The sequence below is a fragment of the Escherichia sp. R1 genome, from assembly GCF_003000935.1.
In the GTDB taxonomy this organism is placed as follows: Bacteria; Pseudomonadota; Gammaproteobacteria; order Enterobacterales; family Enterobacteriaceae; genus Escherichia; species Escherichia coli.
Map to the genome: position 1 here is coordinate 375,266 of NZ_PSRU01000001.1, position 26,126 is coordinate 401,391.

23 protein-coding genes, 7 tRNA genes and 1 pseudogene are annotated in these 26,126 nt (G+C 50.7%); 2 read left to right on the top strand and 29 right to left on the bottom strand.

The window, feature by feature from the left end:
* Positions 1 to 12: 12 nt before the first annotated feature.
* Complete coding sequence (gene zitB / locus C4F37_RS01870; RefSeq protein WP_001538475.1) at positions 13 to 954, top strand: CDF family zinc transporter ZitB; 942 nt, start codon at positions 13 to 15, stop codon at positions 952 to 954.
* Here the strand turns inward: zitB and pnuC are convergent.
* The 29 genes and pseudogenes from pnuC to sdhC all read right to left on the bottom strand — a co-directional run bounded on the left by pnuC (position 951) and on the right by sdhC (position 25,461).
* A complete protein-coding gene (gene pnuC / locus C4F37_RS01875) occupies positions 951 to 1,670 on the bottom strand; it encodes a nicotinamide riboside transporter PnuC (protein WP_000345406.1) in 720 nt (239 codons plus the stop codon). The two genes, zitB and pnuC, sit on opposite strands and share 4 nt — an antisense overlap.
* A gap of 37 nt (positions 1,671 to 1,707) precedes the next feature.
* Positions 1,708 to 2,751, bottom strand: coding sequence for a quinolinate synthase NadA (nadA, locus tag C4F37_RS01880; RefSeq protein WP_000115284.1), 1,044 nt, complete (start codon positions 2,749 to 2,751; stop codon positions 1,708 to 1,710).
* A 277-nt stretch (positions 2,752 to 3,028) separates the two neighbouring features.
* Positions 3,029 to 3,104, bottom strand: a tRNA-Lys gene (locus C4F37_RS01885).
* Between the two features lie 33 nt (positions 3,105 to 3,137).
* Positions 3,138 to 3,213, bottom strand: a tRNA-Lys gene (locus C4F37_RS01890).
* 48 nt (positions 3,214 to 3,261) lie between these two features.
* Positions 3,262 to 3,337 (bottom strand) — tRNA-Lys (locus C4F37_RS01895).
* Positions 3,338 to 3,340: 3 nt separating this feature from the next.
* Positions 3,341 to 3,416: transfer RNA gene (locus C4F37_RS01900), tRNA-Val, on the bottom strand.
* A 51-nt stretch (positions 3,417 to 3,467) separates the two neighbouring features.
* A tRNA-Lys gene (locus C4F37_RS01905) sits at positions 3,468 to 3,543 on the bottom strand.
* Positions 3,544 to 3,545: 2 nt separating this feature from the next.
* A tRNA-Val gene (locus C4F37_RS01910) sits at positions 3,546 to 3,621 on the bottom strand.
* Positions 3,622 to 3,656: 35 nt separating this feature from the next.
* A tRNA-Lys gene (locus tag C4F37_RS01915) sits at positions 3,657 to 3,732 on the bottom strand.
* Positions 3,733 to 3,896: 164 nt separating this feature from the next.
* The gene (gene cpoB, locus C4F37_RS01920; protein ID WP_001538474.1) at positions 3,897 to 4,688 is read right to left on the bottom strand and encodes a cell division protein CpoB; all 792 of its coding nucleotides are present in this window, start codon (positions 4,686 to 4,688) and stop codon (positions 3,897 to 3,899) included.
* Between the two features lie 9 nt (positions 4,689 to 4,697).
* Positions 4,698 to 5,219: a peptidoglycan-associated lipoprotein Pal gene (pal, locus tag C4F37_RS01925; RefSeq protein ID WP_001295883.1), complete on the bottom strand. Its 522-nt coding sequence runs from the start codon at positions 5,217 to 5,219 to the stop codon at positions 4,698 to 4,700.
* A gap of 34 nt (positions 5,220 to 5,253) precedes the next feature.
* Positions 5,254 to 6,546 (bottom strand): Tol-Pal system beta propeller repeat protein TolB, encoded by a 1,293-nt coding sequence (gene tolB, locus C4F37_RS01930; RefSeq protein ID WP_001295307.1) that lies wholly within the window; start codon positions 6,544 to 6,546, stop codon positions 5,254 to 5,256.
* Between the two features lie 132 nt (positions 6,547 to 6,678).
* Positions 6,679 to 7,863, bottom strand: a complete 1,185-nt coding sequence (gene tolA, locus C4F37_RS01935) for a cell envelope integrity protein TolA (protein WP_001773879.1) — start codon at positions 7,861 to 7,863, stop codon at positions 6,679 to 6,681.
* A gap of 64 nt (positions 7,864 to 7,927) precedes the next feature.
* Entirely contained in the window at positions 7,928 to 8,356 is a 429-nt protein-coding gene (tolR, locus tag C4F37_RS01940) for a colicin uptake protein TolR (protein WP_000090097.1), read from the bottom strand.
* Positions 8,357 to 8,359: 3 nt separating this feature from the next.
* On the bottom strand, positions 8,360 to 9,052 hold the full coding sequence (gene tolQ / locus C4F37_RS01945) for a Tol-Pal system protein TolQ (RefSeq protein WP_000131310.1): 693 nt from the start codon (positions 9,050 to 9,052) through the stop codon (positions 8,360 to 8,362).
* On the bottom strand, positions 9,049 to 9,453 hold the full coding sequence (gene ybgC, locus C4F37_RS01950; protein WP_001098384.1) for a tol-pal system-associated acyl-CoA thioesterase: 405 nt from the start codon (positions 9,451 to 9,453) through the stop codon (positions 9,049 to 9,051). Before ybgC ends, tolQ begins: the two co-directional genes overlap by 4 nt.
* 149 nt (positions 9,454 to 9,602) lie before the next feature.
* Positions 9,603 to 9,896 (bottom strand): cyd operon protein YbgE, encoded by a 294-nt coding sequence (gene ybgE / locus C4F37_RS01955; protein ID WP_000034602.1) that lies wholly within the window; start codon positions 9,894 to 9,896, stop codon positions 9,603 to 9,605.
* A complete protein-coding gene (gene cydX / locus C4F37_RS01960; RefSeq protein ID WP_000270282.1) occupies positions 9,896 to 10,009 on the bottom strand; it encodes a cytochrome bd-I oxidase subunit CydX in 114 nt (37 codons plus the stop codon). Before cydX ends, ybgE begins: the two co-directional genes overlap by 1 nt.
* 14 nt (positions 10,010 to 10,023) lie before the next feature.
* Positions 10,024 to 11,163, bottom strand: a complete 1,140-nt coding sequence (cydB, locus tag C4F37_RS01965) for a cytochrome d ubiquinol oxidase subunit II (RefSeq protein ID WP_000568275.1) — start codon at positions 11,161 to 11,163, stop codon at positions 10,024 to 10,026.
* A 15-nt stretch (positions 11,164 to 11,178) separates the two neighbouring features.
* Positions 11,179 to 12,747 (bottom strand): cytochrome ubiquinol oxidase subunit I, encoded by a 1,569-nt coding sequence (gene cydA / locus C4F37_RS01970; protein WP_000884361.1) that lies wholly within the window; start codon positions 12,745 to 12,747, stop codon positions 11,179 to 11,181.
* Positions 12,748 to 14,076: 1,329 nt separating this feature from the next.
* Positions 14,077 to 15,192: pseudogene (locus tag C4F37_RS01980) on the bottom strand (tetratricopeptide repeat protein).
* A gap of 239 nt (positions 15,193 to 15,431) precedes the next feature.
* The gene (sucD, locus tag C4F37_RS01985) at positions 15,432 to 16,301 is read right to left on the bottom strand and encodes a succinate--CoA ligase subunit alpha (RefSeq protein WP_000025458.1); all 870 of its coding nucleotides are present in this window, start codon (positions 16,299 to 16,301) and stop codon (positions 15,432 to 15,434) included.
* Entirely contained in the window at positions 16,301 to 17,467 is a 1,167-nt protein-coding gene (gene sucC, locus C4F37_RS01990; RefSeq protein WP_001048602.1) for an ADP-forming succinate--CoA ligase subunit beta, read from the bottom strand. The genes sucD and sucC overlap by 1 nt, the downstream gene beginning before the upstream one ends.
* A gap of 261 nt (positions 17,468 to 17,728) precedes the next feature.
* On the bottom strand, positions 17,729 to 18,946 hold the full coding sequence (odhB, locus tag C4F37_RS01995) for a 2-oxoglutarate dehydrogenase complex dihydrolipoyllysine-residue succinyltransferase (RefSeq protein ID WP_000099823.1): 1,218 nt from the start codon (positions 18,944 to 18,946) through the stop codon (positions 17,729 to 17,731).
* 14 nt (positions 18,947 to 18,960) lie between these two features.
* On the bottom strand, positions 18,961 to 21,762 hold the full coding sequence (gene sucA, locus C4F37_RS02000; protein ID WP_001181473.1) for a 2-oxoglutarate dehydrogenase E1 component: 2,802 nt from the start codon (positions 21,760 to 21,762) through the stop codon (positions 18,961 to 18,963).
* A gap of 455 nt (positions 21,763 to 22,217) precedes the next feature.
* Positions 22,218 to 22,934 carry a succinate dehydrogenase iron-sulfur subunit SdhB gene (gene sdhB, locus C4F37_RS02005; RefSeq protein ID WP_001235263.1) on the bottom strand — a complete coding sequence of 239 codons (717 nt, stop codon included), beginning with the start codon at positions 22,932 to 22,934 and terminating at the stop codon, positions 22,218 to 22,220.
* Positions 22,935 to 22,949: 15 nt separating this feature from the next.
* Positions 22,950 to 24,716, bottom strand: coding sequence for a succinate dehydrogenase flavoprotein subunit (gene sdhA, locus C4F37_RS02010; protein WP_000775540.1), 1,767 nt, complete (start codon positions 24,714 to 24,716; stop codon positions 22,950 to 22,952).
* On the bottom strand, positions 24,716 to 25,063 hold the full coding sequence (gene sdhD, locus C4F37_RS02015) for a succinate dehydrogenase membrane anchor subunit (RefSeq protein ID WP_000254365.1): 348 nt from the start codon (positions 25,061 to 25,063) through the stop codon (positions 24,716 to 24,718). The genes sdhA and sdhD overlap by 1 nt, the downstream gene beginning before the upstream one ends.
* Positions 25,057 to 25,461 (bottom strand): succinate dehydrogenase cytochrome b556 subunit, encoded by a 405-nt coding sequence (gene sdhC, locus C4F37_RS02020; protein ID WP_000263355.1) that lies wholly within the window; start codon positions 25,459 to 25,461, stop codon positions 25,057 to 25,059. The genes sdhD and sdhC overlap by 7 nt, the downstream gene beginning before the upstream one ends.
* 380 nt (positions 25,462 to 25,841) lie before the next feature.
* Between sdhC and C4F37_RS27275 the strand changes: the two genes are divergently transcribed.
* Positions 25,842 to 25,949, top strand: coding sequence for a hypothetical protein (locus tag C4F37_RS27275; RefSeq protein WP_001305582.1), 108 nt, complete (start codon positions 25,842 to 25,844; stop codon positions 25,947 to 25,949).
* The last annotated feature ends 177 nt before the right edge of the window (positions 25,950 to 26,126 follow it).

Below are 26,126 nucleotides of genomic sequence, written 5' to 3' on the forward strand. Positions count from 1 at the left end.
GGATGACTCGTCATGGCGCACTCACACTCACACGCTTCCTCACACCTGCCAGAAGATAATAATGCTCGTCGCTTGTTGTATGCTTTCGGCGTGACTGCCGGGTTTATGCTGGTAGAAGTCATTGGCGGTTTTCTTTCCGGTTCTCTGGCATTGCTGGCCGATGCGGGTCATATGTTGACCGATACTGCCGCCCTGCTTTTCGCCCTACTCGCCGTGCAATTTTCACGTCGACCTCCCACCATTCGCCACACTTTCGGTTGGCTAAGATTGACCACGCTCGCAGCATTTGTGAATGCTATCGCCCTGGTGGTGATTACCATTTTGATTGTCTGGGAGGCGATAGAACGCTTCCGCACACCGCGTCCGGTCGAGGGCGGCATGATGATGGCAATTGCCGTGGCTGGGCTGTTGGCAAATATACTTTCTTTCTGGTTACTTCATCACGGTAGCGAAGAGAAAAACCTCAACGTGCGAGCAGCGGCACTGCATGTGCTCGGGGACCTGCTGGGTTCGGTTGGGGCTATTATTGCCGCGTTGATTATTATCTGGACCGGCTGGACACCTGCTGACCCCATTCTCTCAATACTGGTGTCGCTTCTGGTTCTGCGTAGCGCGTGGCGACTGTTGAAAGATAGCGTGAATGAATTACTTGAAGGTGCACCGGTATCGCTGGATATCGCCGAACTGAAGCGTCGTATGTGCCGGGAAATCCCGGAAGTCCGCAATGTGCACCATGTACATGTATGGATGGTAGGCGAGAAGCCGGTGATGACGCTGCATGTGCAGGTGATCCCGCCACACGATCACGATGCCTTGTTAGATCAGATCCAACACTACCTGATGGATCACTATCAGATTGAGCACGCCACTATTCAGATGGAATATCAACCTTGTCATGGGCCAGACTGCCACCTGAATGAAGGGGTGTCTGGCCATTCACATCATCACCATTAATGGGACAGCGCGCGTGAACCTCTTTCGCGTGCGCTGTTGATCCACATCCGGCTGCCGTTGAGGGCAATAAAGGTCAGAATGATGTACTCCAGAGACATGGCGTAAACGCCCTGAAGTGCAAAAATAACGACGCTAATCACGTTAATAATCACCCACAACAGCCAGTTTTCCACATACTTACGCGTCATCAGAATCATTGCCACGATAGATAACACCATCATGCATGAATCCCAGAACGGGAAAGCGTCCGGCTGTAGTTCAGGCATCGCAACCTGTAATCCTAATGCTTGCATGATCATGACTGCCACGCGGGTCAAAAATGCAAACACCGGATTGATAAATACCGTCATCAGACCAATCGAAACAACGCAAACCGCCAACCAGCTTAGCGCCTTCGGCAATGGCAACCAGCGAATTTTCAACTCCGCCTCGTTCTGACTGGTTTGTCGCGACCACGCATACCAGCCGTAAATATTCGCGGCAAAGAAAAACACCTGTAATAACAGGCTGGCATACAGCTGAATCTGAAAGAAAATAATGCCAAACAAGGTGACGTTGATCAGGCCAAAGAAGTAGTTACTGATCTTCTCCAGACTGGCAAGGCCAATACACAGCAACCCGGCGATCGTGCCTACCGCTTCGATCCATGAGAGATCATAACCGCCTGCCCCTATTGGTATATGTACCAGGATATTCTGCACACTAAAAAAATCCATCGTTCCCCCAAAGCGTAATGTGACGCCTTATTATCAATTATCCACGTAGTGTAGCCGCAAAATCCAGCATACGATTGAGCGGCACCAGCGCCCTCTCTCGCAGCCTTTCATCAACATAAACCTCGTGATTGCTTCCTTCCAGTTCTAATGCCTCTGCGATGGCCTGAAGGCCATTCATGGCCATCCACGGGCAATGCGCGCAGCTGCGACAGGTTGCGCCCTCACCCGCGGTTGGTGCTTCCAGTAACTCTTTATCTGGCACCGCCTGCTGCATTTTGTAGAAAATGCCCCGATCGGTTGCCACGATAAGCCGCTGATGTGGCAATGTTTTCGCAGCAGCGATCAGTTGACTGGTGGAACCGACCGCATCCGCCATCTCTACAATAGCTTGCGGTGATTCTGGATGCACCAGTATGGCAGCATCCGGGTATTCTTCTTGCAAGCGGGTTAACGCTTGAGTCTTAAATTCATCATGCACAATGCAGGCACCCTGCCAGCATAAAATGTCTGCGCCCGTCTGTTTTTGCACGTAACGCCCCAGATGTTTGTCAGGTGCCCAGATGATTTTTTCACCCAAACTATCCAGATGATCAATAAGTTCGACGGCAATGCTTGAAGTTACCACCCAATCTGCGCGCGCTTTTACCGCAGCAGAAGTGTTGGCGTAGACGACGACAGTACGATCGGGATGGGCATCGCAAAATGCGTTAAATTCTTCAACAGGGCAGCCGAGATCCAGTGAACATTCAGCCTGAAGTGTCGGCATCAGAATTGTTTTTTCCGGACTGAGAATTTTGGCGGTTTCTCCCATAAATCTCACCCCAGCAACTAACAACGTAGAAGCGGGATGCTTTGCACCGAAGCGCGCCATTTCCAGAGAATCAGAAATACAGCCACCGGTTTCTTCTGCCAGTTGTTGAATTTCGGGATCGGTATAGTAGTGGGCAACCATCACCGCATTACGTTCTTTTAGTAGACGTTTTATCTTCTCGCGGTAATACGCTTTTTCATCAATGCTTAACGGCGTCGGCTTCGGGGGGAAAGGATAAATCGCCGTGTCTGGATCAAACATCACGCTCATCTTACTATCTCGTTTTACAGGCTTAACGTTAAAACCGATTTAAGCGTGATATTCGCTATTATCGGCGTAATTTGTTTTATATGCTAAACAAGATAGTCGAATGGTGGAGAAAAGTCACTCGAATTACGTATGAGATGCCGAATGCCACACTTTGCGTCTTATTCCTCCGACGTAGAGTTGTTTACGCAGCAAACGCGGAGTATGTCATCAGGGTCAAGAATTGAAATTGAGAGATGCCTGAATAGCAAAAAAGCGCCTTTAGGGCGCTTTTTTGCATTGGTGGGTCGTGCAGGATTCGAACCTGCGACCAATTGATTAAAAGTCAACTGCTCTACCAACTGAGCTAACGACCCCTTGCGGGATTATGCTGCTTTAATCATTCAGGATGGTGGGTCGTGCAGGATTCGAACCTGCGACCAATTGATTAAAAGTCAACTGCTCTACCAACTGAGCTAACGACCCATACGGGTGTTACCTGAAAGATTTCTACTCGGAACCAATGTTTAAAATTGGTGGGTCGTGCAGGATTCGAACCTGCGACCAATTGATTAAAAGTCAACTGCTCTACCAACTGAGCTAACGACCCGAGTGGTGGGTGATGACGGGATCGAACCGCCGACCCCCTCCTTGTAAGGGAGGTGCTCTCCCAGCTGAGCTAATCACCCGATACTACGCTGGATACTACAAACTACTTCCACCGAACCCACCGTAATCAGTGGTGGGTCGTGCAGGATTCGAACCTGCGACCAATTGATTAAAAGTCAACTGCTCTACCAACTGAGCTAACGACCCGGTGGTGGGTGATGACGGGATCGAACCGCCGACCCCCTCCTTGTAAGGGAGGTGCTCTCCCAGCTGAGCTAATCACCCGATACTACGCTGGATACTACAACTAACTATGTTAGTGGTGGGTCGTGCAGGATTCGAACCTGCGACCAATTGATTAAAAGTCAACTGCTCTACCAACTGAGCTAACGACCCACTTTTTCGTTGCTTTCGGTTTGTTTGATATCCCGTGGCAACGGCGGCATATATTACTGATTTCAGACTTGAGCGCAACAAAAATTTCGATGTAGATCACTCAACTGCTTATGATTCGCACGACACGACCAGAAATAATGCGACTTCTGGTCGTGTGTTATGCATTACATCGCGTTCAGACGTTTTTGCGCCTGTTTAGCGCCATCAGTACCAGGGTATTTACTGATAACCTGCTGGTATACGGCTTTCGCTTTTGCGGTGTCACCTTTGTCCTGCATGATGACGCCGACTTTAAACATCGCATCTGCAGCCTTCGGTGACTTCGGATAGTTTTTCACTACCGAAGCAAAATAATACGCCGCATCATCTTTTTTACCCTTGTTGTAGTTTAACTGACCCAGCCAATAATTGGCGTTTGGCAGGTAAGTTGAATCAGGGTAATTTTTGATGAAATTCTGAAATGCCACCATTGCGTCATCCTGGCGGGATTTATCCTGCACCAGCGCAATAGCTGCATTGTAATCCGTGTTTGCATCACCGCTTTTCACCGGCGCGCCAGCATTCGCAGCACCAGCATCAGCTGTCGGCGTCGTTGATGCCGCCACACCGCTTTGATCGCCGCTGGTTGATTGCGCCGCTGCACCACCGCTGCTGAGGCTGTCGATCTGCAACAGGATCTGCTTTTGCCGCTCCACGACCTGATTCAGTTGATACTGATTTTCCTGAATCTGACCACGCAGGGAATCAATATCGGATTGATTATCAGAGAGTTGTTGCTGGAGTTGGGTTAAAAGCTGGCTGTGAGCATTAGAAATACGCTCAAGTTGAGTGACGCGGTCTTCGACCGAGCCTGAGCCGACACTACTGATTGGTGCCTGAGCAAAAGCGGCCCAAGGGGCCGCTATACCAACCAGTAACGACAGACTCAATAGTTGATGTCTGAAGTTACTGCTCATGCAATTCTCTTAGTAAACCAGTACCGCACGACGGTTTTTGGCATACGCCGCTTCGTCATGACCCAGTACTGCAGGTTTTTCTTTACCGTAAGAAACGATGGAGATCTGGTCAGCAGAAACGCCTTTACCCTGCAGATACATCTTAACAGCGTTCGCACGACGTTCACCCAGGGAGATGTTGTATTCCGGAGTACCACGTTCGTCCGCGTGACCTTCTACGGTGACTTTGTAAGACGGGTTGCTACGCAGGAAGTTTGCGTGTGCATCCAGCATTTGAGCGAAGTCAGAACGGATATCGTACTTGTCCAGATCGAAGTAAACGATGTTGTTCTGCTGCAGCTGTTGCATTTGCAGACGAGCCTGCTCTTCGGAAGACATGTTGCCGTTGCCGCCGTTCGCATCCATACCAGTGCCGGCACCCAGCATGCCTTCGCTGCCGTCATTGCTGGCGTTCTTGTTGGAAGAACATGCCGCAATTGCCATAACAGGCAGAGCAATCATCAGCCCTTTCAGCACTTTGTTCAGTTGCATTTCAATGATTCCTTTACTATTCAATTAATTATTATCACAGATACGGCGACCAGGCAGGGAATTTGACCTGTCCATCAGTTGCCGGAAGACGCGCTTTGAAACGCCCATCTGTAGAAACCAAATTCAGCACGGATCCCATCCCCTGAGAAGAGCTGTAGATTACCATAGTGCCGTTAGGTGCCAGACTTGGCGTTTCATCCAGGAACGTGGACGACAGAACTTGTACGCCTCCCGTTGCCAGATCTTGTTTGGCAATGTGCTGCTGCCCACCGTTGGAGCTGACCATTACCATAAATTTACCGTCGCTGCTGACATCCGCATCCTGGTTCTGCGAACCTTCCCAGGTAATACGTTGTGGCGCACCGCCGTTGATATTCACTTTATAAACCTGCGGACGACCGGCCTGGTCAGAAGTAAATGCCAGGTTCTGGCTGTCCGGGAACCAGGTCGGTTCGGTATTGTTACTGCGACCATCAGTTACCTGGCGGATCTGACCAGAAGCCAAATCCATTACGTACAGGTTCAGGCTACCGGTTTTCGACAAGGCGAATGCCAGTTTGCTGCCGTCTGGCGAGAATGCAGGTGCACCGTTGTGACGCGGGAATGAAGCCACCTGACGTACAGCGCCATTTGCCAGCGTCTGAATAACCAGCGCGGAACGACCGCTTTCGAAGGTCACATAAGCCAGTTTAGAACCGTCTGGTGACCACGCCGGAGACATCAGCGGTTGCGGTGAGCGGTGAACGACAAACTGGTTGTAACCGTCATAGTCAGATACGCGCAGTTCATACGGGAACTGACCGCCGTTAGTCTGAACAACGTAGGCAATACGGGTACGGAACGCACCTTTAATACCGGTCAGTTTTTCAAATACTTCGTCACTGGCGGTATGACCAGCATAACGCAGCCACTGCTTGTTCACTTTGTACGAGTTCTGAGCAAGTACAGTACCCGGTGCGCCGCCAGTGTCAACAAGTTGATAAGCGACATTGTAAGAACCATCCGGATTCGGAGTGACCTGACCGACAACCACAGCGTCAATGCCCAGCGCGGACCATGCAGCTGGTTGTACTTCCTGCGCACTACCCGGCTGCTGTGGCAGACGAGCACGATCTAACGGATTAAATTTACCGCTGTTACGCAAGTCAGCAGCAACGATGCCGCCAATATCTTCAGGTGCCGCACCAGGCCCCGCCCACTGGAAAGGAACAACACCAATAGGACGACCGGAATCTACACCGCTGTCGATCACAATGCGGACTTCAGCATGCAGAACTGATGCCCACAGTATGAGAAAACCAAATGCTACTCGTAATGCCTGCTTCATCATATCTCCCTTATCTGGACCGATGGCCCACGATAATTTAGCAGAATGTTAACAAACTAAAATACACAAAACTACCAGAACCCCGTGGCAACCGGTGCCTGATGTTGACCGTCGGAACAGTCAACATCGCGATTACGGTTTGAAGTCCAATGGCGCGTTTTTGAACACTTCATATACTGCCTGGCTTGGTGGTTTCGGGATCTTCGCAAGTTTAGCTGCTGCCAACGCAGCTTGACAAAGTGCGGGATCGCCACCTTCAGGTTTGATATCCAGTAACATACCATCGGGTGCCAGTTTTATGCGCAGCGTACAGGTTTTGCCTGCATAGGACGATGCGTCATAGAACTTACTTTCGATAGCAGATTTAATCTGCCCGGCATAGTTATTGATATCGGCCCCTGATGCGCCATTGTTTTTAGTATTACCACTCCCGGCAGGCGAAGCATTGTTCCCTTTCGCCCCTCCCCCCGTTTTCGGTGCATTCTTACCAGAGCTTAGCTCACCGAAAATATCATCTGCCTCTGCGGCAGCTTTTGCTGCAGCGGCTTTTTCAGCTGCTGCTTTTGCCGCTGCCGCTTTTTTGTCTGCGGCGGCTTTTTCTGCCGCTGCTTTCTTATCAGCTGCTGCCTTTTCAGCAGCCGCTTTTTCTGCTGCTTTTTTGTCGGCTGCCGCTTTCTCTGCTGCCGCTTTCTTTCTTGCTTCAGCTGCAGCTGCTTCTGCCGCTTCAGCTTTCTTCTTCAGCGCCGCAGCAGCAGCCTCGGCTTTTTTCTGCGCTTCGACTGCGGCTTTGGCGGCTTCTGCTTCTGCTTTTTTCTTCGCGTCTGCCGCCGCTTTCTTCGCTGCTTCTTCCGCAGCTTTAGCATCCGCTTCGGCCTTCGCTTTAGCATCTGCCGCCGCTTTCGCTGCCGCCTCTTCCGCTTGCTTCTGCTTTAACTCGGCCTGTTTTGCGGCTTCTTCAGCCTGCTTTTTCTGCTCCTGAGCCGCTAACCGCTCTTTCTCAAGTTGCTTCAGGCGTTCCTGTTCAGCCGCTTGTTTCTCACGCAGTTCTTCAGCAGCCTGCTGCTCCTTCATCTTGCGCTGCTCATCAGAACGCTTCGCGCTTGATTCCTGGCTTTGCATACGTTTGTACTGCTCAACTACCGCACCTGAATCAACCATGACAGCGTCGATGGACGAACCACCGCCACCTCCGGCTGAAGCTTCTATATTCTCATCGAACGAACTCCAGATCAGCGCCGCAAATAAGATGACATGCAGCACTGCTGAAATAATTATCGCCCGCTTGAGCTTGTCGTTTTGTTCGGTTGCCTTTGACACTCTCGGTTTCCAAAAACTGTTCGCCTGTTACCCGCTCTCTTTCAAGCAAGGGAAACGCAGATGTTTAGATAGGCTGCGTCATTAAACCAACCGATTTCACACCCGCACTATGTAACAAGTTCAGTGCTTTAATTATTTCATCGTAAGGCACATCTTTTGCGCCACCGATCAGAAAGACCGTTTTCGGGTTGGCCTTGAAACGGCTGGACACTTCCGCCACCACCTGCTCTGGTGGTAAACGCTCCAGACGATCTTTCTCAACCACCACGGTGTACTGACCAATACCAGACACTTCAACAATCACTGGCGGATTATCGTTACTGCTCACCGCCTGTGATTCAGTAGCGTCTGGCAGATCGACCTCCACGCTCTGGGTGATGATGGGCGCTGTCGCCATAAAGATCAGCAACAGCACCAGCAGTACATCCAGCAACGGTACAATGTTGATTTCGGACTTGAGATCGCGACGACCTCGTCCACGCGCTCTGGCCATGGCTTACCCCTTGTTGCTCTCGCTAACGGTAAACGCCTGGCGGTGCAGAATCGCGGTAAACTCTTCCATAAAGTTGTCGTAATTCAGTTCCAGTTTGTTTACGCGCTGGTTTAGGCGGTTATAAGCCATTACCGCCGGAATTGCGGCGAACAAACCAATTGCCGTCGCAATCAACGCTTCTGCGATACCGGGCGCAACCATTTGCAGTGTTGCTTGTTTTACCGCCCCGAGGGCGATAAAGGCGTGCATGATCCCCCAGACCGTACCAAACAGACCAATATACGGGCTGATGGAGCCAACCGTACCGAGGAAAGGAATGTGCGTTTCCAGATTTTCAAGTTCACGATTCATGGAAATACGCATCGCACGCGACGCCCCTTCCACTACGGCTTCCGGCGCATGGCTATTGGCACGATGCAGGCGCACAAACTCTTTGAAGCCGCTGTAAAAGATTTGTTCCGAACCGCTCAGATTATCCCGTTTCCCCTGGCTCTCTTGATAGAGGCGAGAGAGTTCGATTCCAGACCAGAATTTATCTTCAAACGCTTCGGCTTCGCGCGCCGCTGCGTTAAGAATACGGGTCCGCTGGATAATAATGGCCCAGGATGCGATTGAAAAACCAATCAAAATCAACATGATAAGTTTAACCAGAAGGCTAGCCTTCAGGAACAAATCAAGGATATTCATGTCAGTCACTGCTTAAACTCCGCGACAATAGACTTGGGAAGCGCACGAGGCTTCATTTTGAGTGGGTCAACGCAAACAACCAGAACCTCTGCTTCATTCAACAAAGTATTCTCGGCGTTGACAATACGTTGCGTGAAAACCAAAGAGGTGCCACGCATTGATGTTATTTCAGTCTGTATTTCGAGCATATCGTCGAGCCGCGCAGGTGCGTAATATTCCACCGTCATTTTACGTACCACAAAGGCAACGCGTTCAGCCATCAGCGCCTGTTGACTGAAGTGATGATGACGCAGCATCTCTGTGCGTGCTCTTTCATAAAAAGCGACGTAACTGGCGTGGTACACCACACCACCGGCATCGGTATCTTCATAGTAGACACGAACCGGCCATCGAAACAGCGTTGTATTCACTTTACATCCCGGTAATGCAACAAAAGTTAGAGCTTTTAAACGCTGCTACTATACGCGCGCGATTGAGGTTTGGGAATGAGAGCAAGTTAAGGGAGCGTAAAAATTTATGGGCCTGACTCGGCCCATAAATTTTTAAAGAGAATTCTGATTTAAAAGAAGAAGAAAATCAGCCCGACAATGAGAACAATATCGGCAAGCAATGGGCAAAAAATCCCTTGCCAGAGAACCTTCTGCGGACGAAAGCCCACGCCGTGAATCACACCAGCACAGACGGCCCACATAAGCAGTAAACCATGCCAGATTTCCAGTTCACTGGTCTTCGCGGCGAAACGTGATGGGTCCCAAAACATACATCCTGCTAACAGAAGTGCCATCACGAAGGAAAGCGCCCGCAGGGGGCGCTTGTCCATTACCGCATACAAGGTTGCGATAATCTTACTCATCAGATGTCTTCTTGACCGGCTTTGCCTGATTCGACGTGCTCAAGCGCCAGCGCGGTGATTACCCCAAACGAACAGGCAAGAAGCGTTCCCAGAATCCATGCGAAATACCACATTTTTAGCTCCTTACTTAGTACAGAGAGTGGGTGTTACGTTCAATATCTTCTTTGGTGATACGACCGAACATTTTCCAGTAACACCAGGCGGTGTAGAGCAGAATGATCGGTACCAGAACCACCGCAACCCAGGTCATGACGTTAAGCGTCAGCTGGCTGGAAGTTGCATCCCACATTGTCAGACTTGCGTTCATCATGGTGCTGGACGGCATCACAAACGGGAACATTGCGATACCGGCAGTCAGGATGATGCAGGCCAGCGTCAGGGAGGAGAACACAAACGCCCACGCGGCTTTATCCATACGTGCAGTCAGGATGGTCAGCAGCGGCAGAACCACACCCAGTGCCGGAATAGCCCACAGAATTGGCGTGTTGTTGAAGTTAACCAGCCATGCGCCAGCTTCACGAACCACTTCTTTATTCAGCGGGTTAGAGGCTGCGTAATGGTCCATTGTCGATTTCACGACATAACCATCGATACCGTACATCACCCATACGCCAGCCAGTGCGAAGCAGACCAGCGTCACCAGTGCCGCCACCTGAGCCGTTGCACGGGTACGCAGGTGCAGTTCGCCCACGGTACGCATTTGCAGATAGGTTGCGCCCTGAGTAATGATCATCCCTACGCTCACCACACCTGCCAGCAGGCCGAACGGGTTAAGCAGCTGGAAGAAGTTACCGGTGTAGTACAGACGCAGATATTCATCAACGTTGAATGGTACGCCCTGCAACAGGTTACCGAACGCTACACCAATCACCAGCGGCGGAACGAAGCTACCAATGAAGATGCCCCAGTCCCACATGTTACGCCAGCGGGTTTCTTCAATCTTGGAGCGGTAGTCAAAACCGACCGGACGGAAGAACAAAGACGCCAGCACGAGGATCATCGCCACATAGAAGCCGGAGAACGCAGCGGCATAGACCATCGGCCAGGCAGCAAACAGTGCGCCGCCTGCAGTGATCAGCCAAACCTGGTTACCGTCCCAGTGTGGTGCGATGGAGTTAATCATAATTCGACGCTCGGTGTCGTTACGACCGAGGAAACGGGTGAGCATGCCCACCCCCATGTCGAAACCGTCAGTGACTGCAAAACCAATCAGCAGAACGCCAACCAGCAGCCACCAGATAAAACGCAATACTTCATAATCGATCATTTGACGACTCCTGTCTTAGCGTGCCGGCTGAGTAGTCGTGGAAGACTGCTCAAAGTGATAGCGACCGGTTTTCAGGCTGCTTGGGCCGAGGCGTGCAAACTTGAACATTAAGAACAATTCTGCCACCAGGAACAGGGTATACAGGCCGCAAATCAGCACCATTGAGAAGATGAGATCGCCTGCGGTCAGTGACGAGTTCGCCACAGCTGTCGGCAGCACTTCACCGATAGCCCACGGTTGGCGGCCATATTCAGCCACGAACCAGCCCGCTTCTACAGCAATCCACGGCAGCGGAATACCGTACAGCGCGGCGCGCAGCAGCCATTTTTTCTCGCCAATGCGGTTGCGGATGACACTCCAGAAAGAGAGCGCAATGATTGCCAGCAGCAGGAAGCCACACGCCACCATGATACGGAACGCGAAGTACAGCGGCGCTACACGTGGAATGGAGTCTTTGGTTGCCTGTTGAATCTGAGCTTCAGTCGCATCAGCCACGTTTGGCGTATAGCGTTTCAGCAGCAGACCGTAACCGAGATCTTTCTTCATGCTATTGAACTGGTCACGAACGGCCTGGTCGGTAGAACCAGAACGCAGTTGTTCGAGCAGAGAGTACGCCTTCATCCCGTTACGAATGCGTTCTTCATGCTGCACCATCAGTTCTTTCAGACCGATAACTGGAGTATCCACGGAACGCGTTGCAATGATGCCCAGCGCGTAAGGGATCTGGATCGCAAATTTGTTCGTTTCCTCTTCCTGATCAGGAATGCCGAACAGAGTAAAGGCAGCAGGTGCAGGTTGCGTTTCCCACTCGGCTTCGATAGCAGCCAGTTTGGTTTTCTGCACGTCGCCCATTTCGTAACCGGATTCATCACCCAGAACAATAACAGACAGAACGGCAGCCATACCGAAGCTGGCAGCGATAGCAAAGGAGCGTTTAGCGAAGGCGAAGTCACGACCTTTCAGCATATACCATGCGCTGATACCGAGGATGAACATCGCGCCAGTCACATAACCAGAAGCTACGGTGTGAACGAATTTCACCTGAGCAACCGGGTTAAGCACCAGCTCGGAGAAGCTCACCATCTCCATACGCATAGTTTCAAAGTTGAAATCGGACGCGATTGGGTTTTGCATCCAGCCGTTTGCAACCAGAATCCACAGTGCGGACAGGTTTGAACCGAGCGCCACCAGCCAGGTGACACACATATGCTGAACTTTACCCAGACGATCCCAACCGAAGAAGAACAGACCTACAAAGGTGGATTCGAGGAAGAAGGCCATCAGACCTTCGATTGCCAGCGGCGCACCGAAGATATCCCCTACATAGTGGGAATAGTAAGACCAGTTAGTCCCGAACTGGAACTCCATGGTCAGACCGGTAGCCACACCCAGAGCAAAGTTGATACCAAACAACTTGCCCCAGAACTTGGTCATATCTTTATAAATCTGTTTGCCGGAAAGGACGTAGACCGTTTCCATAATGGCCAGCAGGAACGCCATACCGAGCGTCAGTGGCACAAAAAGGAAGTGGTACATCGCGGTCAAGGCAAACTGTAAGCGCGACAGTTCGACTATATCTAACATCATGACTCCTTGCTCATCGCATGAAGACTCCGAGAGTGAACCCCGTTAGAAAGGGTCACACGCATGCCCCAATACAAAATTATTTGCTCGCCTCTATCGCTGCCATTTCATCAAAAGAGGAAAAGACAATGATAAAAAAGTTACAAATGTGTTAATGAATAAACCAGATTGATCCCGTAATTATATTACGCCGCAAAATCCTTACAATAAACAGGTTTTTATTGAGCAAATTTGCATTTTTCGACAGTGATCAATTTATAGCGAAATTGTCACGATCTCACCAATTTGATCTACAACAATTTATCGTGTTTTGCAGATTTTTTTCAAGAATTAAAAATTGATTTATATCAAAATCAACCACATATGTTAATTATGTGTAAATCATGAGCCGTTAGTAACTTTATTGTTAATTTATTGTAACAAAATAGCGCGGTAAAATTACCCACATGGAAATATATAGATAAAAAACCAGTATTTTATTTAACAGAGCCGCTTTATCGACTTTTTATAATACTAATTAGTTAGAGTAGCTACTTTGTTGCCATTTTACGTAACATATTTTTATCAACGTTAATTGATTGTTGTCTTTATGAACGACGTACTGTAAATCCGTCACTTATTGTTTCACTGGTAATAATCACAAAAAGAAATAGATACCTTAGGTATAGTCAGATGGAACAAGGATTTTCAAAATAAATTATATATGGTATTAATATTTCCCGATCTGTATTCAATGATTCGCTCAAAGATTGAAAATCAAGAGAAATTGTTATAGCAGTGATACGAAACAACAAAACGGAATGATTGCCAGCCGTTAGAAAACACCGGACACTCTCGTGTAAAAAGCTACCCTGTCTATGGATATAGCGATATCGACTCATCAAGCGTGGACTGAATGATATTCAGCTCCATATGGACGGCAACCTGGAGGATAAATACGATTTCGCCGTTGGAATCAAGGTTGTTCTGCAATATCTACCAGACTGCTTCAATTTATCTGTTTTGGCAGTGCAATAATCTTAATTTAACTATTTGAAGATGATGATATTGTAAGATGCCAGAAATTTAGTAATCTGGAGAACCATGTTTACGATCACTAAATATTAAAGTAATAGTCGATAATTCAGTAACACATCGGGTAATATAATGTATTGATACATAATCATATTAAAAAATTCGTGATTACATAACATAAGAATATGTTTTATTATCATTAAAAAACCTTCTATTTCCATCATCCTTAAGATAATAGAACAGTGAATGATGGATAACTTCACCAGAAAAACAAGCAAGAATATAAAATTTAAAAATATGATTCCACTTTCATTGTTATAAAATGGCATCGTGAAGAGCGAGTTGATAATGCTGCAATGCATCAGCGTCCTGTCCAGCAGTTCCATAAATTTTGGCAATGTTATAATAGGAGTTAGCGCGCGTTGTCGCCGCATTTGCTCCACAGGCTAACGAGATCGCTTTACGATTTGCCTAAATTGCTTCCGCTATGTTGCCATTTTTCTGATACGCCAGCCCCAGGTTACTAAATGCCTGTCCGTAATTGCCGTCTAATTCTGTTGCCTGTTGGAAGAGTTGAATGGCTTGCTCAAGTTGACCGGTTTTATAAACAGCTTCACCTTCGCGATTATATTTTCTTGCCAGTTGAGTATCTCCACTGTTTTGCATCGCAGGCGAAGCCGAAGCTGAAGTGCCCGTCGCAGGCATTATCACAGTGGCTAAATCCCTGACGTCTAATGTGGTGTCGTTAAAATTAGCGCTGGTAACAGAGTTAATATCTTCAAACTCGCCGTTTGGATTGAGTTTAAACATGGTCCAGATGTTCCCTCGTTTTCCAGCAGGGACACTATAACTACGCACCAGGGAGCTCCCTACATAAACAAACACTTTTGCCTTACTGGCAGAGAGATAATTACTGTTGGGCAACCCTTTATTGCTATAGTCCTGCACGGCATAGATGTAACTTTCGCCAAAATGCTTTTTGCTGATAGTGACAGTTTCTGGTCCATAGCTATCCGTATCATCAACATCCAGATTAGCATCAGTCCCCTCTTTACTATCAAAATAGATATGTCCGCCAGGGAAGATCAAATGTGAATCAAGATCAAAAGGCTTTTCGCCCCAGCTCAAAACTACACGCATGCCATCCAGACTAGTCATTGCCGGACTAATCGCATAAGTCATGCCAGCACACGGACATTTGACCACCAGATTAGAATAGCCCTCTTTTTTGACGATCAATAAAGCATCTTGATCATCAGCAAATGTAGAACCCAGATTAACGCTGCCCGATGCATTTGTGGTTCCAGAAACAGATTGTGCGCCATTGCGTTGCAGCGTCATCGATGCTCCCTCAATGCGTTTATCTTTCACTGTCGCACTTAAAATATCGATATTTACATCGGCCGCATAAACGTCCGAATTTATACCCATCAGGGCCAGAGCAACTGGCAGAACAATTTTCTTCTTGTATAAATGCTTTTACAGAACGGAGAGGGAATATTTTGCCGGGCATTATTGCGCAGAAGATGGGAAAAAAGCAGTGGGCAAACTTTTCAGATTAGTGCCCGAATAAAAAAGGCCATCATAAGATGGCCAACCATGTCGAAACCGACAGCCCTTCGCCCCTCCTGTAGAGGGAAGCGGCGAGGGCTATTTCTTATTACAGATATTTATTTCAGAACAGTTTTCAGTGCTTCACCGATATCCGCCAGGCTGCGAACGGTTTTCACGCCTGCGGCTTCCAGAGCAGCGAATTTCTCATCAGCAGTCCCTTTACCACCGGCAATGATCGCACCTGCGTGACCCATACGTTTGCCTTTCGGCGCAGTCACACCAGCGATGTAACCCACAACTGGCTTGGTAACGTGCTCCTTGATGTACGCCGCTGCTTCTTCTTCAGCGCTACCGCCGATCTCACCGATCATCACGATCGCTTCGGTCTGCGGATCTTTTTCGAACATTTCGAGGATATCGATAAAGTTAGAGCCAGGGATCGGGTCGCCGCCGATACCAACACAGGTCGACTGACCGAAACCGTAATCCGTGGTCTGTTTAACCGCTTCATAGGTCAGCGTACCGGAACGGGAAACGATACCCACTTTACCCGGTTTGTGAATGTGACCCGGCTGGATACCGATTTTGCATTCCCCCGGGGTGATAACGCCTGGGCAGTTCGGGCCGATCATACGAACGCCTGCTTCATCCAGTTTCACTTTCACCGTCAGCATATCCAGCGTCGGGATGCCTTCAGTGATGGTGATAATCAGTTTGATGCCTGCATCGATAGCTTCCAGAATGGAGTCTTTGCAGAACGGTGCTGGTACGTAGATAACAGAGGCGGTAGCGCCAGTAGCAGCAACAGCTTCACGCACGGTGTTGAACACCGGCAGGCCGAGGTGGGTAGTACCGCCTTTACCTGGGGTTACGCCGCCAACCATTTTAGTGCCGTATGCAATGGCCTGTTCTGAGTGGAAAGTCCCCTGGCTACCGGTAAAGCCCTGGCAGATAACCTTGGTGTTTTTATCAATTAAAATGGACATTATTTCCCCTCCACTGCGGCAACAACCTGCTGAGCTGCATCCGTCAGACCTTTTGCTGCAATAATATTCAGGCCGCTGTCAGCCAGTTTCTTCGCACCGAGTTCGGCGTTGTTACCTTCCAGACGTACCACGACCGGTACGTTAACACCCACTTCTGCTACCGCGCCGATGATACCGTCAGCGATCAGGTCGCAACGAACGATACCGCCGAAGATGTTAACCAGAACGGCTTTCACTTTGTCGTCAGAGAGGATGATTTTGAACGCTTCGGTTACACGTTCTTTGGTTGCGCCGCCGCCAACGTCCAGGAAGTTAGCCGGTTCGCCGCCGTGCAGTTTAACGATGTCCATCGTACCCATCGCCAGACCTGCGCCGTTAACCATACAACCGATGTTACCGTCCAGCGCAACGTAGTTCAGTTCCCACTGTGCAGCCTGTGCTTCACGCGGATCTTCCTGCGACTGGTCACGCATTTCACGCAGATCAGGCTGGCGGAACAGTGCGTTGCCATCAGCGCCCAGTTTGCCGTCGAGGCAAATCAGATCGCCCTGTTTGGTAATAACCAGCGGGTTGATTTCGATAAGCGCAAGGTCGCGCTCCAGGAAAATGGTCGCCAGGCCCATGAAGATTTTGGTGAACTGCTGAACCAGTTTACCTTCCAGACCCAGTTTAAACGCCAGTTCGCGTCCCTGATACGGCATCGGGCCAGTCAGCGGATCAAGCGCAACTTTGTGGATCAGGTGCGGAGTTTCTTCCGCCACTTTTTCGATTTCCACGCCGCCTTCGGTGGAGGCCATAAAGACCACGCGACGGGAACTACGGTCAACAACGGCACCGAGATACAGCTCTTTAGCGATATCGGTCGCTGCTTCAACCAGAATCTGGTTAACCGGTTGGCCATTAGCATCTGTTTGATACGTTACCAGACGCTTGCCCAGCCAGTTTTCTGCAAAAGCACGGATGTCTTCTTTGCTGTTTACAACTTTCACACCGCCCGCTTTACCGCGGCCACCAGCGTGAACCTGACATTTCACTACCCACGGACCGGCACCGATTTTTGAAGCGGCTTCTTCTGCTTCGCGCGGAGTAGTACAGGCATAACCCACCGGTGCTGGTAAGCCATAGCGGGCAAAAAGTTGTTTTGCCTGATATTCATGTAAGTTCATGTGTTCTGTCCATCCTTCAGTAATCGTTATCTTTTAAACCGTAGACCGAATATGACGTATCGCGTCCGGGTACTGCCGGTCACCCGTAGGCCTGATGTCGCATCAGACATCGCTTGTCGGATGCGGCGTAAGCGCCTTATCCGACCTACATTGGTGATCACCGTAGGCCTGATAAGACGCATTAGCGTCGCATCAGGCTTCGATTGCCGGAGAAGTCAATATTGTCTTATCCGGTCTACAGTGCAGGTGAAGCTTAAACTACTAAACGTCCAGCAGCAGACGCGTCGGATCTTCCAGCAACTCTTTGATCGTTACCAGGAAGCCCACGGATTCGCGACCATCGATCAGACGGTGATCGTAGGACAGCGCCAGGTACATCATAGGCAGGATCTCAACCTGACCATTCACTGCCATCGGACGATCTTTGATAGCGTGCATACCCAGAATTGCGCTCTGCGGCGGGTTGATGATAGGCGTAGACATCAGGGAACCGAACACACCACCGTTGGTGATGGTGAAGTTACCACCGGTCAGATCTTCAACCGTTAGCTTGCCGTCACGGCCTTTAACAGCCAGCTCTTTGATTTTCTTCTCGATGTCTGCCATGCCGAGGGTATCGACATCACGCAGAACCGGCGTCACCAGACCGCGCGGCGTAGAAACCGCCATACTGACGTCGAAATAGTTGTGGTAGACCACATCATCGCCGTCGATAGACGCATTCACTTCCGGGTAACGTTTCAGGGCTTCAACCACCGCTTTCACGTAGAAGGACATAAAGCCCAGACGAATGCCGTGGCGTTTTTCAAACGCTTCACCGTACTGCTTACGCAGATCCATAATCGGCTTCATGTTGACTTCGTTGAACGTGGTCAGCATGGCGGTGGAGTTTTTCGCTTCCAGCAGACGCTCTGCCACACGCTTACGCAGGCGGGTCATCGGCACACGTTTTTCGCTACGTGCAGCCAGGGCCGGTTGCGCCGCCGGAGCAGCCGCTGCCGGAGCAGACTCTTTCGCCGGGGCTTTCGCCAGATGTTTTTCCACATCTTCACGGGTCAGACGACCACCCACACCCGTGCCTTTAATGGCGCTGGCGTCGAGGTTATGTTCAGCCAGCAGGCGACGGATCGCCGGGCTTAACGCATCGTTGTTTTGCTCTTCCAGAGACGCCTGCTGGCGTTGCGCCGGAGTGGACGCTTTCTCTTCAGATTTGGCGCTGGTTTCTTTACCCGCGCTGTTGCCTTCACGCAGGCGACCAAGGATCTGACGAGACGTTACCGTTGTACCTTCATCTTCCAGAACCGCATCCAGAATGCCGTCTGCTGATGCCGGTACTTCCAGTACCACTTTGTCAGTTTCGATTTCTACCAGCACTTCATCACGTACGACTGCGTCGCCGGGTTTTTTATGCCAGGTTGCGACGGTGGCATCGGCTACGGATTCAGGCAGGTCAGGGACCAGAATATCTACGCTACTCATTGTGTATCCTTTATTTATTCGACGTTCAGCGCGTCATTAACCAGATCTTGTTGCTGTTTCTGGTGAACGGACATATACCCTACCGCCGGAGAGGCGGAGGCTGGGCGGCCTGCATAACGCAGAGAAGCCCCAAACGGAATCACTTCACGGAAATGATGCTGGCTGCAGTACCATGCGCCCTGGTTGAGCGGCTCTTCCTGGCACCAGACAAAATCCTTGACGTGAGCAAACTGCTGCAACACTTCCTGCATCGCTTTATGCGGGAACGGGTAGAGTTGCTCGATACGCACAATGGCGACATCGTGTTGATTGTTCTTACGACGTTGTTCCAGCAGGTCGTAATAAACCTTACCAGAACACATCACTACGCGCTTCACGCCCTTCGGATCAAGCTCGTCGATTTCACCGATGGCTGGCAGGAAGGTGCCGTTCGCCAGTTCTTCGAGGCTGGATACCGCCAGCGGATGACGCAGCAGGGATTTCGGCGACATCACGACCAGTGGACGACGCATCCCGCGCAACGCCTGACGACGCAGCATGTGGTAAACCTGTGCCGGGGTAGAAGGTACGCAAACCTGCATGTTTTGCTCAGCGCAAAGTTGCAGATAACGTTCCAGACGCGCGGAGGAGTGCTCCGGCCCCTGCCCTTCGTAACCGTGCGGCAGCAACATCACCAGGCCACACATCCGGCCCCATTTCTGTTCGCCAGAGGAGATGAACTGGTCGATAACCACCTGTGCACCGTTGGCGAAGTCACCGAACTGTGCTTCCCAGATGGTCAGGGTACGTGGTTCTGCGGTGGCATAACCGTATTCAAACGCCAGTACGGCTTCTTCAGACAGTACAGAGTCCCAGACGCGGAACGCGCCCTGGCCGTTATGGATATGTTGCAGCGGCGTGTAAGTGGAACCGTTAGACTGGTTGTGGATCACCGCGTGGCGGTGGAAGAAGGTACCGCGACCGGAGTCTTCACCCGACAGGCGAACCGGAATGCCTTCGTCAACCAGCGTGGCGTAAGCGAGGTTTTCCGCGCCGCCCCAGTCGAACAGTTTCTCACCGGCAGCCATTGCCTGGCGATCGCCATAAATCTTGGCAACGCGAGACTGCATTTCAACCGCTTCCGGCACCGTGCTGATGCGTTTAGCCAGTTCCTGCAGGCGCTTCATCTCAACTTTGTTCGGGTACTCTTCGTCCCATTCGTGGTTGAGGTACGGCGACCAGGTGAAAGAGTGCATGTTCATCGGACGCCACTCTGCTACAACGCAATCGCCAGCATCCAGCGCATCGCGGTACAGGTTAACCATCTCGGTGGCATCTTCCAGCGTCGCGACTTTTTCCTGCTCCAGCTTGTCAGCGTAGATTTTGCGCGGCGTCGGATGTTTTTTGATTTTCTGATACATCAGCGGCTGGGTTGCGCTCGGCTCGTCGGCTTCGTTGTGGCCGTGACGGCGGTAGCACACCAGATCGATGAAGACATCACGTTTAAAGGTGTTACGGAAATCGAGCGCCAGACGGGTCACAAAGGCAACGGCTTCCGGATCATCCGCATTAACGTGGAAAATCGGTGCCTGTACCATCTTGCCGATATCAGTACAGTACGGCGTAGAACGGGCATCCAGCGGGTTAGAGGTGGTGAAGCCAACCTGGTTGTTGATAACGATACGTACCGTACCGCCAACTTCATAACCACGCGCTTTCGACATGTTCAGGGTTTCCTGAACTACGCCCTGCCCGGTCACTGCGGCGTCACCATGAATGGTGATTGGCAGCACTTTGTTGCTGCTCGGCTCATCAAGTCTGTCCAGACGGGCACGAACAGAACCGATAACGACCGGGCTTACAATCTCAAGGTGAGACGGGTTAAACGCCAGCGCCAGGTGAACCAGGCCGCCATCGGTCTGGAAGTCAGACGAGAAGCCCATGTGGTATTTCACGTCGCCCGTGCCGAGGTGTTCTTTATGTTTACCGGCAAACTCGTCGAACAAGTCTTGCGGTTTTTTACCCAGCACGTTCACCAGCACGTTCAGACGACCACGGTGCGCCATTCCGAGAACCACTTCGCGGGTGCCGCTGTTGCCAGCGTGGCGGATCATCTCTTTAAGCATCGGGATTAACGCGTCACCGCCTTCCAGCGAGAAGCGTTTTGCGCCAGGGAATTTTGCGCCGAGGTAACGTTCAAGGCCTTCAGCGGCGGTCAGTTCGCTTAAGAAGCGTTTTTTCTCTTCGCTATTGAAAGTCGCGCGACCAGACTCAATACGCTGTTGGATCCAGCGTTTTTCTTCAGTGCTGGTAATGTGCATATACTCGGCACCAATCGGGCCGCAGTAGGTTTGCTTGAGTGCTTCCAGCAGTTCGCCGAGTTTCATGGTTTCTTTGCCGCTGGCAAATGAACCGACGTTGAAGGTCTCCTGGAAGTCTGCTTCGGTCAGATCGTGGAAAGACGGATCCAGATCGGCCACTTTATCTTGCTGCCACAGTCCCAGCGGATCGAGATTCGCATGCTGGTGACCACGGAAGCGGTATGCGTTAATGAGCTGCAGGACTTTAACCTGCTTCACATTGGTGTCAGGGTCGGAGATCGTTGAAGAGTAACGTGAAGCGTCTTTCGCCAGGCGGCGGAAATATTCACGCGTTTGAGAGTGGAATTGATCCGGTTTGACTCCCGTACCAGGTAACTGCTGGAACGTCGAACGCCAGTTAGCGTCAACCGAGTCAGGATCGGTTAAGAAGTCTTCATAGAGCTGTTCTATCCAGCTCTGGTTTGCGCCAGAGAGGTAAGAAGAGTCCAACCAGGCTTTCAAAGCGCTGTTCTGCATCGTGATCCCTTAAGCATCTTTTTTATGCTTACTTCGCCGTGGATACTACCACGCACATTTCATATCTGATGTGCGTGCCGGGGTTCACTTGTTGCGGACTTGTCGTGTTTTCTGCGTCCGCTAAGGAACCTTTAAAAACTGTCTTAGTGTCAGGGGCAGTTTTTAAAGATTTCCTGCATTTCTTTTGTAGGCCGGATAAGGCATTCACGCCGCATCCGGCGCTGTTTGCCTGATGCGACGCTTGCGCGTCTTATCAGGCCTACGGTTTCTGCATTTCTTTTGTAGGCCGGATAAGGCGTTCACGCCGCATCCGGCACTGGTTGCCTGATGCGACGCTTGTGCGTCTTATCAGGCCTACGGTTTCTGCATTTCTTTTGTAGGCCGGATAAGGCGTTCACGCCGCATCCGGCACTGGTTGCCTGATGCGACGCTTGCGCGTCTTATCAGGCCTGGGTTTACGCATTACGTTGCAACAACATCGACTTGATATGGCCGATGGCGCGCGTCGGGTTCAGCCCCTTCGGACATACACTGACGCAGTTCATGATGCTGTGACAGCGGAATACACTGAATGCATCGCTCAAACCGTCGAGGCGGCTGTCAGTCTCGGTATCACGGCTATCGATCAGGAAACGATATGCCGCTAACAAGCCTGCCGGGCCGATAAACTTATCGGGATTCCACCAGAAAGACGGACAAGAGGTTGAACAACATGCGCAGAGAATACATTCATACAACCCGTCGAGTTTTTCGCGCTGCTCTGGCATCTGTAAATGCTCGCGAGCTGGCGGATTTTGTCCATTATTCAACAGGTAAGGCTTAATTTTCTCATATTGCGCATAGAATTGTCCCATGTCTACCACCAAATCGCGGATCACCGGTAAACCTGGCAGCGGGCGAATCACAATCTTCTTGCCCGGCTGGTTGAGTGCCGAAATCGGAGTAATACAGGCCAGACCATTCTTACCGTTCATGTTCAGACCGTCGGAACCGCACACACCTTCACGGCAGGAGCGGCGGAACGACAGGCTGGGATCTTTCTCTTTCAGCTGGATAAGCGCATCCAGCAGCATCATGTCACGACCTTCTTCCGCTTCCAGGGTGTAATCCTGCATACGCGGAGCATCATCAACATCCGGGTTATAGCGATAAATTGAAAACTCGAGTCTCATTTTCCTGTCTCCGCATTAGTAAGTACGAATCTTCGGCGGGAATGCCGGGCGCAGTTTCGGTTCCATGTTGACGCTTCGGCGCGTCATGGATTCCGACTCTGGCAGATACAGGGAGTGGCACAGCCAGTTTTCATCATCACGATCCGGGAAGTCGAAGCGGCTATGCGCGCCACGGCTTTCGGTGCGGAAGTTGGCAGAAACAGCCGTTGCATACGCCGTTTCCATCAGGTTATCCAGTTCCAGGCACTCAACGCGCTGGGTGTTGAACTCGCTGGAAGTGTCATCCAGACGGGCATTTTTCAGACGCTCGCGGATAACTTTCAACTGCTCAAGCCCTTTCGCCATCGCATCACCTTCACGGAAGACCGAGAAGTTATGCTGCATACATTCTTGCAGTGCTTTACGGATCGCCACCGGATCTTCACCGTTACGGTTATTGTTCCAGCGGTTCAGGCGATCCAGAGACGCTTCTACATCAGACTCGCTGGCATCGCGCAGTGCGCCCTGCTCGGCGATAGACTCTTGCAGATGTAGACCTGCCGCACGACCAAATACGACCAGGTCCAGCAGCGAGTTGCCGCCCAGACGGTTAGCGCCATGTACCGATACACAAGCGATTTCACCAACGGCAAACAGCCCCGGAACAACCACATCTTCGCCTTTCTCATTCACAGTCAGCGCCTGACCGGTCACTTTGGTCGGAATACCGCCCATCATGTAGTGACAGGTTGGGATAACCGGAATCGGCTCTTTCACCGGATCGACGTGAGCGAAGGTACGGGAGAGTTCCAGAATACCCGGCAGACGGGATTCGAGAACTTCTTTCCCCAGATGGTCAAGTTTCAGTTTTGCGTGTGGCCCCCACGGACCATCACAACCGCGACCTTCACGGATTTCGATCATGATGGAACGCGCCACCACGTCACGGCCCGCCAGGTCTTTGGCGTTCGGCGCATAACGTTCCATAAAGCGTTCGCCATGTTTGTTCAGCAGATAACCGCCTTCACCACGGCAACCTTCGGTGACCAGTACGCCCGCACCGGCAATACCGGTCGGGTGGAACTGCCACATTTCCATATCCTGTACCGGTACGCCTGCACGGATAGCCATGCCGACACCGTCGCCAGTGTTAATGTGGGCGTTGGTGGTGGACTGATAAATACGCCCTGCCCCGCCAGTCGCCAGCACTGTCGCGCGAGCTTTAAAGTAAACCACTTCACCAGTTTCGATGCACAGTGCGGTACAACCGACCACTGCGCCATCCTGGTTTTTCACCAGATCCAGCGCATACCACTCGGAGAAAATGGTGGTGTGGTTTTTCAGGTTCTGCTGATAAAGCGTGTGCAACAGTGCGTGACCGGTACGGTCGGCAGCCGCCGCAGTACGTGCCGCCTGCTCGCCGCCGAAGTTTTTCGACTGACCGCCAAACGGACGTTGATAGATACGACCATCATCAAGACGCGAGAACGGCAGGCCCATATGTTCCAGTTCCAGAATCGCTTCCGGCCCGGTTTTACACATATATTCAATCGCGTCCTGGTCACCGATATAGTCCGACCCTTTTACGGTGTCGTACATATGCCATTCCCAGTTATCTTCATGGGTATTACCCAGCGCAACGGTAATACCACCTTGCGCAGAAACGGTATGGGAACGGGTCGGGAAGACTTTAGAGAGCAGCGCACAGGTCTGGCCACTCTGGGAAATTTGCAGCGCCGCGCGCATACCTGCGCCGCCAGCACCAATCACAACTGCATCAAATTCTCTGACTGGCAATTTCATCACACACCCCACACCACAACGAATCCATAAATCACGTAAACCACCAGTGCAACGACAATCACCAGTTGCAGCATCAGGCGCAAGGCCAGCGGTTTAACGTAGTCGGTCAACACCTGCCACATGCCGATCCAGGCATGGATCAAGATAGAAAACAGCGCCAGCAGGGTGAACACTTTGGTGAACGCAGAGGCGAAGAAACCAATCCAGACTTCATATGTCAGTTCGCCACTGGTAGCGAAAAAACCGACCATATAAATGATGTAGAGCGTCAGGACGATAGCGGTAGCACGAACGAGGATGAAATCATGTACGCCATTGCGTCCTAATGCGGAGGCGTTGCTTACCATACGAGGACTCCTGCGAGAAGTGAAAGCACGACAGTAATAACAAAGGAGATTTTGGCGGAGCGTTTACCCGCTTCGAATGTTTCTTCCAGATAGCCAAAATCCATCATCATGTGGCGAATACCTACGACGACGTGATATGCCAGAGCGGTAAGGATGCCCCACATGATAAATTTGACGAAGAAGCTGCCCATAATCGCGGAAGCTTGCTCGAAACCTTCAGGGGAAGAGAGGCTGGTACCCAGAAGCCACAGCAGGATGCCCACTGCAACAAAGGTGATCACACCGGAAACGCGATGGAGAATGGACGCTATCGCCGTGACGGGGAACCGGATGGTCTGTAGGTCCAGATTAACAGGTCTTTGTTTTTTCACATTTCTTATCATGAATAACGCCCACATGCTGTTCTTATTATTCCCAGGGGACTACGGGCACAGAGGTTAACTTTCTGTTACCAGGAGACGTCGGGATTTCCTTCCTCCGGTCTGCTTGCGGGTCAGACAGCGTCCTTTCTATAACTGCGCGTCATGCAAAACACTGCTTCCAGATGCGAAAACGACACGTTACAACGCTGGGTGGCTCGGGATTGCAGGGTGTTCCGGAGACCTGGCGGCAGTATAGGCTGTTCACAAAATCATTACAATTAACCTACATATAGTTTGTCGGGTTTTATCCCGAACAGTGATCTGCGTCACGATAACAACATTTATTTAATTTTTAATCATCTAATTTGACAATCATTCAACAAAGTTGTTACAAACATTACCAGGAAAAGCATATAATGCGTAAAAGTTATGAAGTCGGTATTTCACCTAAGATTAACTTATGTAACAGTGTGGAAGTATTGACCAATTCATTCGGGACAGTTATTAGTGGTAGACAAGTTTAATAATTCGGATTGCTAAGTACTTGATTCGCCATTTATTCGTCATCAATAGATCCTTTACCTGCAAGCGCCCAGAGCTCTGTACCCAGGTTTTCCCCTCTTTCACAGAGCGGCGAGCCAAATAACAAACGGGTAAAGCCAGGTTGATGTGCGAAGGCAAATTTAAGTTCCGGCAGTCTT

Excerpts from the sequence above, each read along its gene's own strand:
- zitB (WP_001538475.1), top strand. The coding sequence starts at position 13 with ATGGCGCACTCACACTCACACGCTTCCTCACACCTGCCAGAAGATAAT.
- pnuC (WP_000345406.1), bottom strand. The coding sequence starts at position 1,670 with ATGGATTTTTTTAGTGTGCAGAATATCCTGGTACATATACCAATAGGG.
- nadA (WP_000115284.1), bottom strand. The coding sequence starts at position 2,751 with ATGAGCGTGATGTTTGATCCAGACACGGCGATTTATCCTTTCCCCCCG.
- cpoB (WP_001538474.1), bottom strand. The coding sequence starts at position 4,688 with ATGAGCAGTAACTTCAGACATCAACTATTGAGTCTGTCGTTACTGGTT.
- pal (WP_001295883.1), bottom strand. The coding sequence starts at position 5,219 with ATGCAACTGAACAAAGTGCTGAAAGGGCTGATGATTGCTCTGCCTGTT.
- tolB (WP_001295307.1), bottom strand. The coding sequence starts at position 6,546 with ATGAAGCAGGCATTACGAGTAGCATTTGGTTTTCTCATACTGTGGGCA.
- tolR (WP_000090097.1), bottom strand. The coding sequence starts at position 8,356 with ATGGCCAGAGCGCGTGGACGAGGTCGTCGCGATCTCAAGTCCGAAATC.
- ybgE (WP_000034602.1), bottom strand. The coding sequence starts at position 9,896 with ATGAGTAAGATTATCGCAACCTTGTATGCGGTAATGGACAAGCGCCCC.
- cydX (WP_000270282.1), bottom strand. The coding sequence starts at position 10,009 with ATGTGGTATTTCGCATGGATTCTGGGAACGCTTCTTGCCTGTTCGTTT.
- cydB (WP_000568275.1), bottom strand. The coding sequence starts at position 11,163 with ATGATCGATTATGAAGTATTGCGTTTTATCTGGTGGCTGCTGGTTGGC.
- cydA (WP_000884361.1), bottom strand. The coding sequence starts at position 12,747 with ATGTTAGATATAGTCGAACTGTCGCGCTTACAGTTTGCCTTGACCGCG.
- sucD (WP_000025458.1), bottom strand. The coding sequence starts at position 16,301 with ATGTCCATTTTAATTGATAAAAACACCAAGGTTATCTGCCAGGGCTTT.
- sucC (WP_001048602.1), bottom strand. The coding sequence starts at position 17,467 with ATGAACTTACATGAATATCAGGCAAAACAACTTTTTGCCCGCTATGGC.
- odhB (WP_000099823.1), bottom strand. The coding sequence starts at position 18,946 with ATGAGTAGCGTAGATATTCTGGTCCCTGACCTGCCTGAATCCGTAGCC.
- sucA (WP_001181473.1), bottom strand. The coding sequence starts at position 21,762 with ATGCAGAACAGCGCTTTGAAAGCCTGGTTGGACTCTTCTTACCTCTCT.
- sdhB (WP_001235263.1), bottom strand. The coding sequence starts at position 22,934 with ATGAGACTCGAGTTTTCAATTTATCGCTATAACCCGGATGTTGATGAT.
- sdhA (WP_000775540.1), bottom strand. The coding sequence starts at position 24,716 with ATGAAATTGCCAGTCAGAGAATTTGATGCAGTTGTGATTGGTGCTGGC.
- sdhD (WP_000254365.1), bottom strand. The coding sequence starts at position 25,063 with ATGGTAAGCAACGCCTCCGCATTAGGACGCAATGGCGTACATGATTTC.
- sdhC (WP_000263355.1), bottom strand. The coding sequence starts at position 25,461 with ATGTGGGCGTTATTCATGATAAGAAATGTGAAAAAACAAAGACCTGTT.
- C4F37_RS27275 (WP_001305582.1), top strand. The coding sequence starts at position 25,842 with ATGCGTAAAAGTTATGAAGTCGGTATTTCACCTAAGATTAACTTATGT.